General features: G+C 63.3%; 17 protein-coding genes. 5 read left to right on the top strand and 12 right to left on the bottom strand.

The annotated features are described in order from the left end of the window. Positions 1-152: 152 nt before the first annotated feature. On the bottom strand, positions 153-548 hold the full coding sequence (locus F4U94_RS15515) for a DUF3768 domain-containing protein (RefSeq protein ID WP_150411985.1): 396 nt from the start codon (positions 546-548) through the stop codon (positions 153-155). Positions 549-823: 275 nt separating this feature from the next. Between F4U94_RS15515 and F4U94_RS15510 the strand changes: the two genes are divergently transcribed. Continuing rightward, the gene (locus F4U94_RS15510) at positions 824-1201 is read left to right on the top strand and encodes a hypothetical protein (protein WP_150411984.1); all 378 of its coding nucleotides are present in this window, start codon (positions 824-826) and stop codon (positions 1199-1201) included. 140 nt (positions 1202-1341) lie between these two features. Here the strand turns inward: F4U94_RS15510 and F4U94_RS15505 are convergent, their stop codons facing one another. Next, complete coding sequence (locus F4U94_RS15505; protein ID WP_150411983.1) at positions 1342-1863, bottom strand: hypothetical protein; 522 nt, start codon at positions 1861-1863, stop codon at positions 1342-1344. A 111-nt stretch (positions 1864-1974) separates the two neighbouring features. Beyond that, positions 1975-2139, bottom strand: a complete 165-nt coding sequence (locus F4U94_RS24390) for a hypothetical protein (protein WP_170271947.1) — start codon at positions 2137-2139, stop codon at positions 1975-1977. Between the two features lie 290 nt (positions 2140-2429). Here F4U94_RS24390 and F4U94_RS15500 point away from each other — a divergent pair, with 290 nt between their 5' ends. The 4 genes from F4U94_RS15500 to F4U94_RS15490 all read left to right on the top strand — a co-directional run bounded on the left by F4U94_RS15500 (position 2430) and on the right by F4U94_RS15490 (position 4163). Beyond that, positions 2430-2864 (top strand): antitoxin Xre-like helix-turn-helix domain-containing protein, encoded by a 435-nt coding sequence (locus F4U94_RS15500; RefSeq protein ID WP_150411982.1) that lies wholly within the window; start codon positions 2430-2432, stop codon positions 2862-2864. Then, the gene (locus F4U94_RS15495; RefSeq protein WP_150411981.1) at positions 2861-3340 is read left to right on the top strand and encodes an RES family NAD+ phosphorylase; all 480 of its coding nucleotides are present in this window, start codon (positions 2861-2863) and stop codon (positions 3338-3340) included. The genes F4U94_RS15500 and F4U94_RS15495 overlap by 4 nt, the downstream gene beginning before the upstream one ends. A 141-nt stretch (positions 3341-3481) precedes the next feature. Next, positions 3482-3706: a hypothetical protein gene (locus F4U94_RS24775; protein ID WP_211363302.1), complete on the top strand. Its 225-nt coding sequence runs from the start codon at positions 3482-3484 to the stop codon at positions 3704-3706. A 28-nt stretch (positions 3707-3734) separates the two neighbouring features. Further along, complete coding sequence (locus F4U94_RS15490; RefSeq protein ID WP_150411980.1) at positions 3735-4163, top strand: thermonuclease family protein; 429 nt, start codon at positions 3735-3737, stop codon at positions 4161-4163. A gap of 130 nt (positions 4164-4293) precedes the next feature. On the opposite strand, the gene F4U94_RS15485 is transcribed toward F4U94_RS15490, so the two are convergent. From F4U94_RS15485 to F4U94_RS15445, 9 genes are all read right to left on the bottom strand, one after another. Further along, the gene (locus F4U94_RS15485) at positions 4294-4707 is read right to left on the bottom strand and encodes a single-stranded DNA-binding protein (RefSeq protein ID WP_056366854.1); all 414 of its coding nucleotides are present in this window, start codon (positions 4705-4707) and stop codon (positions 4294-4296) included. Between the two features lie 483 nt (positions 4708-5190). Continuing rightward, positions 5191-5820, bottom strand: a complete 630-nt coding sequence (locus F4U94_RS15480; protein ID WP_249042059.1) for a hypothetical protein — start codon at positions 5818-5820, stop codon at positions 5191-5193. 225 nt (positions 5821-6045) lie between these two features. Beyond that, a complete protein-coding gene (locus F4U94_RS15475; RefSeq protein WP_011950787.1) occupies positions 6046-6993 on the bottom strand; it encodes a DUF2493 domain-containing protein in 948 nt (315 codons plus the stop codon). 244 nt (positions 6994-7237) lie between these two features. Continuing rightward, the gene (locus F4U94_RS15470; protein WP_150411979.1) at positions 7238-7684 is read right to left on the bottom strand and encodes a hypothetical protein; all 447 of its coding nucleotides are present in this window, start codon (positions 7682-7684) and stop codon (positions 7238-7240) included. A gap of 27 nt (positions 7685-7711) precedes the next feature. After that, positions 7712-8635: a hypothetical protein gene (locus tag F4U94_RS15465; RefSeq protein ID WP_150411978.1), complete on the bottom strand. Its 924-nt coding sequence runs from the start codon at positions 8633-8635 to the stop codon at positions 7712-7714. Further along, the gene (locus F4U94_RS15460; RefSeq protein WP_150411977.1) at positions 8628-9239 is read right to left on the bottom strand and encodes a DUF6927 domain-containing protein; all 612 of its coding nucleotides are present in this window, start codon (positions 9237-9239) and stop codon (positions 8628-8630) included. The genes F4U94_RS15465 and F4U94_RS15460 overlap by 8 nt, the downstream gene beginning before the upstream one ends. Positions 9240-9264: 25 nt before the next feature. Next, a complete protein-coding gene (locus F4U94_RS15455; RefSeq protein ID WP_150411976.1) occupies positions 9265-9900 on the bottom strand; it encodes a hypothetical protein in 636 nt (211 codons plus the stop codon). 132 nt (positions 9901-10032) lie between these two features. Further along, positions 10033-10956, bottom strand: a complete 924-nt coding sequence (locus F4U94_RS15450; RefSeq protein WP_150411975.1) for an ArdC family protein — start codon at positions 10954-10956, stop codon at positions 10033-10035. 139 nt (positions 10957-11095) lie between these two features. Beyond that, positions 11096-13150: a ParB/RepB/Spo0J family partition protein gene (locus tag F4U94_RS15445; protein ID WP_150411974.1), complete on the bottom strand. Its 2055-nt coding sequence runs from the start codon at positions 13148-13150 to the stop codon at positions 11096-11098. Between the last annotated feature and the right edge of the window lie 23 nt (positions 13151-13173).

Below are 13173 nucleotides of genomic sequence, written 5' to 3'. Positions count from 1 at the left end.
GGGGGATCTGGCCGGGGTCGCTCGCGAGGGATGGGAAATCTGGTCAGGCCGACGCCGGGCGCAACCGGGTGACGCAAAGCGATCCGCGCGGGCGGCACCGGCAAATCCTTTCCGTAAAAAGGTGGCCCCGACAGGGTCGGGGCCATGATAGCTCAATATTCGTGGGTGAGAAGCAGCGTCAGCACGCGGGTGGTGACGTCGGGGTCTGCCGGATCAGCCGATCCGTATGTCAGCGCGCGATCATAGTAATCGATCTTCCAATAGAGGGCCTCGCCCGCGAACTCGAAGCGCCCGAAATCACGCTCCCCATGCGGATCGACGTCGGGACCAAAGGCGTCATAGTCGCGCACCGTGCGCAGCAGTTCAGCGCGGCGCTGGAACCCGCGAAACAGGCTGGTATCGCCGATCAGGTCGGCGACGCCGGCGGTCATGACCACCTGGTTGACGCGTGGGCTATGGATGGACTGGCGCAAGGCATCATTGAGGCGCGCGATGGTCGCAACGCGCAGGTCTGCGGATAGGACTTTGTCATTCTGGGGGTCGGCCATGACGTTCGACTTTCCAAGCTGTGTCAGACCCCGCCGATCGGGGCCTTCCGACAGGCGACCGGACCGCCGGGGCATAGCGCGCCCGCGCACCCGACAGGGTCGCAACGGATGTGGAGAAGCCCGGCACCGGGCTTGCGCTGGCAAGTGTCGCGGCGAGGACGCCAAGCCAGGAAGGGAACGTCGATGCGGCGGTCAGAGGGAATAAGGAACGGCATGGCCGACTTTTCAGACGTGCTGCTGGACGCGCGAGCGAGGGATTCGCTATCCTTGCGATCATGACAGACACCGCCCGGATCATTGCCCTATGGCCACGCTGGACATCGAGCGTCGGCGGAATGCAAAAGCTGCAGATCCAGGTTCGCACCCAGTGCCGCCGCTGCGGTGCCCTGATGCGCGCCGATCTCGACGAGCTGGTCGCCCGCTATGGCGGGAATGCGTCGTTGATCGATCGCCAGGAGCGATGCCGCATGGTGGCGTGTGATGGCGCGATCTTCTACCTGGCCGCCCGGCGCTATGGTGGACCGTGGCGCATCCTGGTCGACGATGCGGCGCTCCGCGACGGGCTGAGCCTATGCCCGCCAGCCCATCTTGCGCTTGGTCGACCAGCCCCTTGCAGCGACGGCGCAGCGCCGCTCGTAACCGAGCGCTGTTGACTGTGCGACCACGGCAGGGATCGTTACCCGCATGGGCCGAGACCCGGCACGGGGCTCGGGGCGCAAGCCTAGAGCCCGGTCCGGTGCAACCGGAGCCGCCGACGCCCTCGCTTCATTCCGATATGCGATGCGTGCTGCGTCTATTTCACCAGTTGGTGGCGCAGGTTTGCCAGAATTGAGCAGAGCTGTTGGCTTTTCCGCCGTATATCAGCGAGCATCTCAAGGCCTTCCGCTTCCTCGACCAGAAGCATGGTGCGTTCGGGCTGCCGCGCACGGATAGAGACCTGACGGTAAACCACGATCCACTTGTCCGTGCGCTCAACCGCAATCTTTGCCACCCCATGCGCCAGAAATGTTCGAAGGCGCTCATGGGCACGAAAAGCCTCAATCGCTTTGAACGCCGCTTTTCCCTCAGCGGCAAAGGCCCCTTCCGTACCAAGGACCGCCGCGATATCGTCGAACCGCTGCCCGGTCAGATGGCGCAGACGGACGGCCGCACCTTTCTCCGGCACCGTGCTCAAAGATAGCAAGGTTTCGGTCACGCCAGCCTCGGCCGCGGAGAAACACTGCAGACAGGCCCCGCGCCATGCGTTCACATCATGGACCACCCGGCTCCACAATGCGTCATCACTTTGGGGTAGAATCTTTGTTTCGGCATTCATCCCAACTTTGTATCGCGCGCATGTTGATCATCGGTTGCTCGAGAGCGCAAACAGCGCGCGATGCCCGTTGATGTTGGACAGAGCCGGGAGCCCTGGGGCTCCCGGCAAGTGTCACGCGAACGGATCATATTCGTTGATGACGACCAGGTCGCCGTCAAAGTCGTCGGCGGTGATGACGGCGAACTGGTTGCCGATCCCGATGACCATCGTCGCGATCATGAGGGTCTTGGAGAGGCCGAGCGCATTGAGGCGGGCGATCTTGATGTCGGTGAACATGTCGAGGCTCCTTGAAAGCCGGCGGGTTCATCCCCGCTCGACTGGCGCCCGAAGTGTTCGGTGGGTGGCCGCGATCACTTTTTGCCGCAGGCCAAAAGCCGTAGCGAAGCGACCGGACCCTTTACGGGTTGATCGCATTAGGCCGCCCGCCGGACCAAGGATTGCGCCTCAAAGAGCGGGGTGAAGCTGCCGGCCAGAAGAAGTCATGGCCCCACCGGGCTGATATCACCGTTGCTTGTGTTTGCCTCATGTGAGACATATATCTGCATCAGATGATACAGGAGCAGCAGATGGCGAGCCAGCCCGTGACGATCGAGACCCTGCTTGGGGTTGCGCCCCGGAAGGGCGACACGCGCCTGGGGCTGAGCTATTCGATTCTCGAAGGCCTGCCGGTCGGCGCACTCGACCATCTCGCCGACACCGTCGCGCCCAATGACAGCCGCTTCAAGTTCCGCCTGATTTCCAAGGCGACGCTTGATCGCCGCAAGAAATCGGCGTCCAAGCGCCTGACCAGCGAGGAAGGCGACAAGCTGGCGCGGATCGCCAAGGTGTTCAGCTTCGCGCTCGATATCTATAAGGATCCCGCCAAGGTCCGCGACTTTCTCGGCCGCGCGCATCCTATGCTCGACAACAAAGCGCCGCTCGATGTGGCGCTGGCGACGGGTCCGGGAGCCGATGTCGTCATCAACCTGCTGGGACGGGCGGCGTATGGCGGCGGGGCGTGAGCGCCCAGATCACCGACCGCGTGCTGACCTGTTTCCGGATCGGCGATCCCGATGGCGCGCATCCGATCTATGACAGCGAGGGCGCACGGCTCTATCCGGGACGGTGGAACACCGCGGCCAGCCCGATCATCTACACGTCAGAACATTATTCGACGGCTATGCTCGAAAAGCTCGTCCACGCGAACACGGTGATGCCGCCCAACCAGCATTATATCCGCATCACGATCCCCAACGGCGTCAGCTACGAAGTCTTCCCAACCGCGAAATTCCCCGGGTGGGACGGCAAGCGCGAAGATATCTGCAAGGCCTTTGGCGAGGCGTGGTTCGCGGCAGGGCGCTCGGCGCTGTTGCTGGTGCCGTCGATCCCGGCGCGGGTGGAACGCAACATCCTGATCAATCCCGGACACCCCGACGCGCAAGCAATCAGCTTCGAGCTGTCCGAACCAATCTGGTGGGATGACCGGCTCTACGGCTGATCGCGAAGGGCTTGGCGATCAGCACGCTGTTGGGGACGCTGGGCGATGTCCAGTCTTGGCTGGCGTCACCCAAGCAATAATGGATGGCTCGCTGGATCTCGACACTTGATAAATGTTCTTCCTTTGTTCTATTCTGCAGCCATGCTCCGAGTCGATGAAGACAGTCTGGCCCTCCACCTCGAGGTGTCGCTCGCCACGGCCCAACCGGCCCTCGTCACCGATATTGGGTGTGGCGATACCGTTGCACGACGCCGTGCAACGGCGGAGTTGGCGCGACACCTGGCAATGCGGTTGCGCTGCTACGACATCCTCGCCGACGAGCCCGCCACGAGGTCGGATACATTGCCGCTCTTCCCTGAAGCATGACTTACACCCCTGTCCGGGTTGAGCGCTGATGCTCGCTGTATTTCTGCTTGCCGTCGCGGTCGTGCAGGGCGGCCAGTCGTTCACCTGCACACCGATCAGGGTTTGGGACGGCGATGGCCCGATCTGGTGTCGCGAGGGACCACGGATCCGGCTCGCTGGGATAGCGGCGCGGGAGATCGATGGCTCGTGCCGCACGGGACACCCCTGCCCGCGCGCCAGCGGGATTGTCGCGCGCGACACGCTGGTGCGGTTGCTGGGCGGCGCGAAGGGGCGCAGCGCCACAGGCCATATCCTTGTCACAGGTCCAAGACTCCAATGCCGATCGACTGGCAATGCGAAAGGGGATCGCACCGGTGCCTGGTGCGCCGCGCCAGCGATCAGCGATTTAAGCTGCGCCATGATTGCGAGTGGCACGGTGCTGCGATGGAGCCGCTATGCGGCGGGCCACTGCCGCTGAGAGGACGCGGAAGAGCAATATCCTAGCCGCGCTCGTTCAGATCCATTTCCCGAACTTTCCTCGATCCCGAACCGGCTACAGAAAAACAGCAAAAGGCCCGGCGGCGTGAGCCGCCGGGCCTTTGCCGGTCTCAGAAGGGAATTTCGTCGTCATCCACCGAGCTGTCATTGCCGCCCTGGTCGCCACTGGCGGGCTTGGCGCGGGTGAGGAAGGTCACCTCGTCGGCGATGATCTCGACGCCGTACCGCTCGATATTCTCGTTGTCGGTCCAGCGGGTGTAGTGGATGCGACCGCGCACCATCACCTTCATCCCCTTGTCGACATATTGCTCGACGGTCTTGCCGACGCCGTTGAAGCAGGTGATCCGGTGCCATTCGGTATCTTCGATCCGGCGGCCATTGTCGTCCTTGACGATCTTGCCGTTGCTGTCTCGCTTGGGCCGCGAGGTCGCAAGGCTGAAGTGGGTGATCTTGGTGCCGCCCTGGGTGGTGCGGGCTTCCGGCGTGGCGCCGACATTGCCGGCGAGGATGACGAGGTTCTGCATGTCGAAGTTCCTTTTTTGGGTGCCAAAGGGACCGTCCCTTCGACTGACCCCCGCAAAAGGCGGGCATGGGCGGTGCTTCCACTGGAGCGCGCAAGCGGCGTAGGGGAACCCCGACACAAGGGGTGGTGCGGGCAGCCGTGGCACACGGCAACTCGGCCCGAAGGGGAGCGGGTTGGAAGCACCGAACGACCGACTTAGGGATCAGGTCAAAAAGAAGGGATGGTGGCTTTGGTTCTATGAACCCAGGAACCGCTGCAGAAGCATTGCCCTATCACCGCAGCAATCTACGCCCGATAGCCCCACCACCGTTGGTCAGCCCATTTTCCAGTTCGACTTGTCGTTCGCAGCGAAGCAGCGGCGGCCCCTACGACAAGAAGACATGATGGCCGTCCGGCGGGTTTAGTCGGAAAACCGTCTCTGGCTTCAATCGGGTTGGCAAATCCCTTTCGAGTGGTGCGCGCACGGATGATCTTGCGGGACCGGTTACGCGATCTGCACCCGGATCACGGCAAGGAGACGGTCGACGCAGCGACAGGCGTCGGCCACATCGAAGGGTGACGCCCCGACCCGGAACAACGCGTCGATCTCGTGGTGACTATAGGCCGGCGAAAGGATCGCTGTGAGATCCGGCAATTCCAGAGGCAGGCCGGACAGGCCTGCTTCCGTCGCAAGCGCCAGGGCCTTTTCGAGGTCATGCCGAATATGGACACGGTTCCAGTCGTCGGCATAGCCCGCCTTCATCAGAAAGGCTTTGAGGCTGAGTTCGATCGCGATGGCCAGCGAATGTGCAGCACTCGCCGGAGCGATCCCGACGCTTGCCGACGCGCCGCGGGCAAAGCCCGTGGCATTCTCCATGAAAATGTCGATCAGCACCGGATCGACATTTCCGGCGAAACGCCGCGCAGCGTCATCGAGCGTGGCGGCCGATAGCCCGATCAGCCAGCGCGGTCCTCCGATATTGCGCAGATGGCGCAAATGCGCCGAACCGGGTTCATCGGTGTCGGTGCCGGCCGACCAGCGCAGCAGCAACGCCGCCTTCCAGCAGCGACCATGGCGCTGTCGGAACGCAAGCAAAGCGCGCAGTTCCTCATCATGCAAATCGCGCATCATCATCTCTCTCTCATTTGTGGCAAGGCGCCGGCCGGCGCGGCGTGAGCAACGCGGATGGCTGGTGGACACTGAAATGGATCCACGCTGCGGACACGGCCGACGGATTCCGGCGCTATTCAGCCAAACCAACACGCCTCGGCACCCTCCCCTCTCGCTGGCGGGAATTCCGATGGGACAACCGTAAGCAGAGCCAAAAAAGGGCCGCCGGCAAACCGGCGGCCCGCGGCTTCAGCCCGCACCGCGACGAGCAGCTGAAGGAGGGCTTCCCAATGGGCCGCGACGATCAACGACCCGGAGTCCCCGAGCCTTGGCTTCGATGACAAGCCGCTCCGTCACGCCATTGCCCTGGAAGGCAATCACGAATCTCGGCTTGAGCGAGAGCATCTGCTCGTTGCGACGGAAGCCGGCGCGATCTCCGAGCTTGCGATCGAGACCGAACCGCACCTGCTGGATGCCATTCTGCTCGGCCCAGGACGCTGCAAGCCGTTCGATACCCTTCATATCGCCGCCGTGTACGAGATACATGTCGCCGACATGGGCGCGAACCTTGTTGAGTGTCGCCAGCAGGTTGTCGGCGAACGTCTTCATATCCAAATCGTTGGCGAAGGTGAGGCGGCCACCGGCGAACACAACGGGCGTACCCTGCGCGGTGTTGGCGTTCAAAGCCCGCTCGCGGCGCGCCCGCAAGAAGGCGTGGCCATCGACGATCCCGGCGGTGACACCGAGCGAAATGCGGTTGCCGGACGATGGCACCCACGATCTCCCGGTTTCCCGGATATAGTGCGCGGCGGCGACATCGCGCATGATTTCGAAGGCACCCGCGGATTCCTCGACCTTCTTGGCGAGATCGATCTTTTCCTCCAGATTGGCCGTGCTGATTTCGGAGCCGTCCTGTTCGGCGAGGAGCAAGCGAATGTCGTCGGTCAACCGGTCGACCAGCCCGTGTTTCTTGGCGGCGGCGCGGTGGAAGAGGTTCACCAGCCCCCAGCCCAGATCTTCGATGTCACGCTCGATCGATGTGTTGCTCATCGTTGTGAAGAGATCGCTCCAGATTGCGGTAACGGTCTGCTCCAGCGCCTCGGTTGGTGGCGGCGCCATGCCACTGAGGTCTTCAGCGCGGGGTTCGAGGTGCCCTAGCTCCAGTGCCGCGAGTGCGGCTGCAAGCGATGTGGACATGATAGCGAGCCTTTCTGTCTGTGCCGGCGGCCTCTCCGCCGGATGCGCATCCTCCGGGCGCTCGCAAAAGAGGGGCTGGCACCGAGGCACAGCCGAGGGAAACTCGCGAACAAGGGGTGGTGCGGGCAGCCGTGGCACACGGCAACTCGGCCCGCCGTTCGCGGGTTGCCAGCGCCTCGCGGGCGCCCATATGCAGCATCCTCTGGCGGGGAGGTGTCGTCACAGACCGGTTTTCGCTTTGTCCTCAGCCTGCGCCGTCGATCCGGAACGGGGGTATCTCCAAATCCGCCGCCGCGAGATGCGAGAGCACCGCCGCGTAGCTGCCGAGACCGCGCACCGTTTCCGCCGAGATTAGGATCTCGTCATCGTCCGAGGCGCTGAAACTCCGAACGGTCGTGCCGTCAAAGACCACCCGCTCCGGGCCAAACGCCCCAGAAGCGCCGCCCGCCCAGCGGGCGAAGACAAGCGCATGATCGACACAGAAAGTCTCGATCGCTTCGAACCGGCCCCAGGCAACCTCATGGTCGGCCAGGTACAGGGGAACGCTCGGATCGAGATCGTCCGGGTCGAACGCGGTGCCCTCCCAATCCGTGAAGGCGCCGTCGCTCTCGACGGCAGCACAGAAGCCGGGAAGGAGTTCAGGGGACAGCGATCCGCCAATGCGGATCGCGACAGAAGCGCGATCGGCCATGAGAGTCTCCGTAGCTAGTGAGGGGGGTCAGCCTGTGGACTGACCACGGTGGAATGCGTCGAGCCAGCGCGCCATCGACATGCGCTGCTCGACGGGCTTGCAGGCTTGCGCCGCCTGGAACGCGACGAGCGCGAGCGGTGCATCCGCCACGATCCGATCAACTTCGCTCGGCGAGAGAAGGCCGTGCTGACGGATATAGGCGGTGATATTGCCCGGTCTCGGTGTCGCCCCGCCTCGCCCGACAACGGGCTTGCGCCAGAGGCCATCGATCGTGCGCAAGCGAGGTTTTGCGCGAGCCTCCATCAGAACGATGGTGCGCAGTTCATCCTTAGAGAGCGCATCCACTTCGTGCGGCCGCATCGCGGGACAGAAGAAACAGGAGGATTTGGGCGGTACAGGCAGGCCCGCACGCTCAATGCGTGCAATGCAATCCGCCCGGGTCCAGCCCAGTTCGCGAAGGGGATAACGATAGTCATAGCGTGGGTCGGCATATCCCTCGGCATGCGCGTAGCGACGCTGATCGGCACTGGAACAGTCATAGCCGATCAGTTTGACGACACGTCCGCCTTCTCCCCAGCACCGTATCGCGGGTGCCCATTGCGCCGTCCATTTGTCCTGCGGCGCCACCTTCCATTTGAGCGAGCAAGACCCCCGCCCAAATGCCTTGGACGGCAGGGTGGCGTTGGTCAGCATGTTGGTGCCCAAGCTATCATAGGGCGGCCAATGCTTGAAATTTCGTGGTTCGTAGCGGACGACTTCGGACGCGACATCGTGACGATCCATCCAACGACGAAAGACCGGGATGAAGGCGTAGGTATCGGTCTTCTCGGAACCGGTATCGGCGAACAACACCATATCGATCGGCTCGCCTCGTTCGACGAGCTCGATGATCATGGCGGTAGAATCGACGCCCGCGCCCCAGGCCGCGATCACCGGCGCGCGCTCAACCATCGGTCGTGTCCTTCGGGACAATGGCCGGGTTGATAAGCCGGTACGCGCGCGTCCTGAACTTTGCAATCCGGCACACGGCGCCGGTTATGGGATCGCGAAATAGCGGGGCCTTGCCCTTCGGATTGGCAATGACCGTGAAGCGGTTGCGATCCTCGCCGTCATTGAAACGAATGGGTTCGTCGAAGACGATGGTCTGTCCCGGCTTCGGGACCGGCTTCGCGCGTTCTAGCTTGCGGCGAAAAAGGTTGGCACGGCAGCGTGCGCGCCATTCGGAGGCGTAGGTGCTGTCGGTCTCGGTCAATTCATCGAGAATGGCAGCAGGGCAGTCACTTTCGCACGGACCCATCGTTTCCGTCATATCTTTGTAGCCGAACGTGCAGCCGTCGCGCGCGCCGGTGCTTTGCCGGGTCAGGCACACGACGGCGAAGACGGCCCGACCGCCGGACGCCTCGATCCGTTCGCACGCCGCGTAATAGGTCGAACCGACCATCGAAGACGCGAGAACCGTGAGACAATGGTCCGCGTGCGCATAGGTAAACTGGTTGTCGAGATAGGAGCGCGGAGTGGCGTAGCCACCCATATCGCGCATGAAGAGCCAACCCATGAGATATCTCCTGCGATTGCGGGGTTCAGGCGGCAGCCGCGAAACGCGCCGCGCCGATGTCGCCGGGGATGCCGGCAAGTCGGTGCTGGAACGCGGCCACGTCGAGTAATTCGGTAATCGGCGCGCGGTGGGGCCTGCCGATCTCCTGCCCGTCGCGACAGCGGCTGATCGAGACCTCGCTGTCCGGAAGAAAGCCGCGCGGGACCACGCGAAGGGCGAGATCCGCGTGGCGCAGCTCCGTCGTGCCGTCTTCGTGATCGGCACCCATGATGGTGTTGATACGGGTGTCGTCCGCGTCGAGGCCGATTGCCGTTGCGAGGCGCGTAAGCGCGCGGCGCGCCTGATAGTGGAAGGTCCGTTTGGCGTGGTAGTTTCCGCCGACGCTCTTTCCGGCAATTTCGAGTAGCGCTGGTGCGGCGTCAACCGCCAAGCGATCCGCTTCGCAACGAAGGCGAAGGGCGGCCGCGCTGGGCGCATCGCGTAGGGCAACGTCTGCCAGATGGCGGATGAGGAGAAGGGTTGCCGCGTCGCTGGCGACTGGCTTGCCAGCACGCTGACAGTCGTCGACGGCGGCGTTGAGGGCGTGGAGTGCTGCCGGCAGATGGTCCAGACCGGCGGGGGAAAGGGCCTGATTGTGGCGGTAGAGCGTATCGTAGAACATGGGAGCCTCCTTCTGAGCGCTCTGGCGCGCTCAAAAGGCCGGAGGCGTCCTCTCCTCCCCCCTCCTTGCGGCGGCGGAACGCTACGGCGATCCGGCGGTAGGCGCCGGGGTCGGGGCAGGCGATCGCCGCGATCATGCCGCTTCACGGATCTGTTCCTGGGCTTCGTCCGACGTGGCGAGGCCAGTTGCGCGGAGCAGAAAGGCGGCCGCCGCTTCGGCTTTTGCCGCAGCCGTCATGATGGCGCGGGCATCCTTTCGCAGCACCGCAAGCCACGAGCCGATATATGCTGCATGATCGTCGATATGGGCGGTCGGGAGGCCAAGATCCGCGCCAAGCAGGGCGGATGTCATCTCGGCGCAAAGCTCTTCAAACGCATAGGCGTTGTCGCCGAATTTCCTGCCAAACTCTCGGTTGAGCCGGTCAGGATGGCCGGTCCAATGCCCTGCCTCATGCGCTAACGTCGAAGCGAAATACGCGCGGGTGGAAAACAACGCGACCGGCGGCATAGTGATGCTGTCGGCAACGCGGTCATAGAAGGCGCGATCGCCGCCCTGGTGAACCGTCGCCGGCAGGGCATCGAGGAAGCGCTGTGCGCGATCCGGTAGCGCGTCGTCGGGAGCGACCACGCTGACGGGGCATGGATAAAACTTCTCCGGCAGCCCTTCAATCTGATCGGCATTGAAGACGGCGTAGGATCGCAGCACGCGGCGCATTTCGTCCGTGGCATCGCCGGTGACGGGCGACTCCACGGTCTTGCTGTAGGATTTGTAGAAGATGGCGATTTGCGACCGCTCGCCTTCGCGGACCTGTCCGCCCAACGCCTGTGACTGTTTATACGTCATCCAGGTGCGCGAATGGTAGCCAGCGCCTTCCGCGCAGAGCCACAGCCAGAAGCAATTAATGCCCTTATACGGGTCGCCGGTCGCGCGAAGCGGACGGCCGCCAAGACCAGGTCGCCACGGCTTCACCCAAGGGCGTACGCCGGATTCGAGTTTGTCGATAATCGCGTTTGTGATGGTGTCGGCGGGCGACGGTTTATCGGCGGTCTTTGCCACGGCAAGTTCTCCTGATCTGGAAGAGGCGAGCCCGGACCAGCATCCTCTCCTCAGAAAGCCTGCCGTCGGGGCACAAAAAGAGGGGCGACACTCCGCGAAGAGTGCCGCCCCCAGTCGCCTCGAACCGTGCAAGCAGGTGTCAGGCCGCCTCGCTCAAATCCTCCTGTCCGTCGTGCGTCGCGTCATCAGGGTCAGACTCCTCGTCACCATCATCGCCGGGATCGACATCATCGTCCTCGTCGATGAAGGTCGAGCGCAGCGCGATGGTCTCGGGCTTTTCGATGGCGTCGAAGCGCATGGCATCTGGCAGCCAGGCGGCCGCCTTTTCGCGGACTTCCGCCTCGACGATCCCCTGTCCGTTGCAGAGCGAGGCGCAGGTTGCGGCAAGGTCGCCCTTCTTGGCGTCCTTGTATCGCCCGCGCAGGATCGGCCCGCCGATGGCCTCGAGCGCGTCGAGCATGACGTCTTTTTTGACGCGACCGAAGAAGTTTTCGGCGGTGGGGCGCCACCAATGCTCGACCTGAATGTCGAGCGCGCGACCAAGATGGTCATGGAACGCGTTGGACCGTCCGCCCTCGGCAATATTCAGGCTCGGCTCCAGCGTGCGTGCGATCGAGAAGGCCACCCAATTGCCGCGGGCCTCGTCGTCGAGCGCACGAAAGGCATCGAAACGTTCGGACATGGTCTTATGACCGGCCCAGCTCGTATCGAGACGCTGGCGCTGATCCTCGATGGCCTGCGACGCCATCGATCCTTCGTCGCGGAAGCCGAAGATCGGGAATTGCGCACCGCTGGACTTGAGCGTCGAGTGGTTGCGGACGTAGTTCTGCTCGAAGACGACATTCTGCGCCATCAGGAAGATGGTGAGGTCCAGCGCCATCGCCGGATCACTGGCGATGTGAGCGACGAGGATCTGCCGGCGCTGGGTCGCCAGCTCGTCAATCAGCGTAGCGCTGAGTTTGGGTCCATGATCGATGTCGCCGGCGCCGTCGTCACCATTGCCACCGCCCGTCACCTTGGGCGGAGCATTCGGATCGACAACGGGCTTCTCGCTGAACATGCGGGTGTGAACGCGAGCTTCGCCATCACCGCCGATGTAGACAAACGTCCCGATCTGCGCCCGGACCGCCGGATCGATCTCGCGACGGGATTCCTCGATGCTTTCAAGCTCCCGTTCGATTTCGTCGAGACGATCGTTCGCGACCTCGGCTTCCGGCGTCCCGTCGATCAGTTCGCCCTCAAGCTGCTCGACGAGTTGATCATTCTCGGCAGAAAGCGCTTCGACACGCGCGCTTTCCGCTTCGCTGAGCGGCCGCGCGGGCGCGTGAAACTCATGAAGCTGACGCTCGAGATCGTAGGGAACGTGGGTGGCCGCAATCGGCGTCACGAAAGCAAGGCCCTCGGCCTGTGCGAGTTCGGCGGCGGCCGCCTCCAGCTTTTTGCCGGCAAGATCTTCAAGAAGATCGACGTCGATCCAGTTCTCGTCCCCCTCGGCGGCAAAGAGATCACCCTCGATGCGGCCGCCTGCGGCGACATAGGCATCGCGACCGATGAACCGCGCCTTGGCATCGTTCGCCTTAATCGTCCCGTTGAGGATCGCACGCCGGATGTTGTCGGGCTGATCGCCATAATAGGAGGTACTCATCTGTGCGAACACGCGAGCCTGACGATCGATGTCGCTCGTCACGGCATAGGCCTGAGCGACCCCCAGGGTGATTTCGCCGGCGGCGAGAGCCTGGAACACGCTTGGTGCAAGCTCGGCAAGCCGCACCCGCTGCTCGACGAAGCGGGTGGTGACGCCCTGTCGCTTGGCAACGTCCTCGGCGGTCATCCCCTTCTGGATGAGGAAGTTGAACGCGGTGCTTTCATCCGCCGGGTTCATCGGAACGCGCTGGAAATTCTCGGTGAGGCTCGCCTCGACCGAGTTGTCGTCGTCGGTAAGGACGAGGACGGGCACGACATGGTCGACCGGCAGAATGCCCTGCTCGATCAGGCTCTGGAGTGCGCGCAGCCGGCGCCCGCCCGCCTTGACGGTGAAATGGCCCGCTTTCTTGAGCGGGGTAACGATCAGGTTCTGCAACAAGCCTTGCGTTGCGATGCTGGCAGCGAGGGCGTCGATACAGGCCTCACGGCTCGATTTGCGGACATTGTCCTTCGACAGCGAGAGGTTCTTGACCTTGACGGACTGGATCATCTTTTGTCTCCATCTGGAACTGG

This window comes from Sphingobium limneticum, from assembly GCF_008710155.1.
In the GTDB taxonomy this organism is placed as follows: domain Bacteria; phylum Pseudomonadota; class Alphaproteobacteria; order Sphingomonadales; family Sphingomonadaceae; genus Sphingobium; species Sphingobium limneticum.
This window is presented reverse-complemented; position numbering and strand designations above follow the sequence as displayed.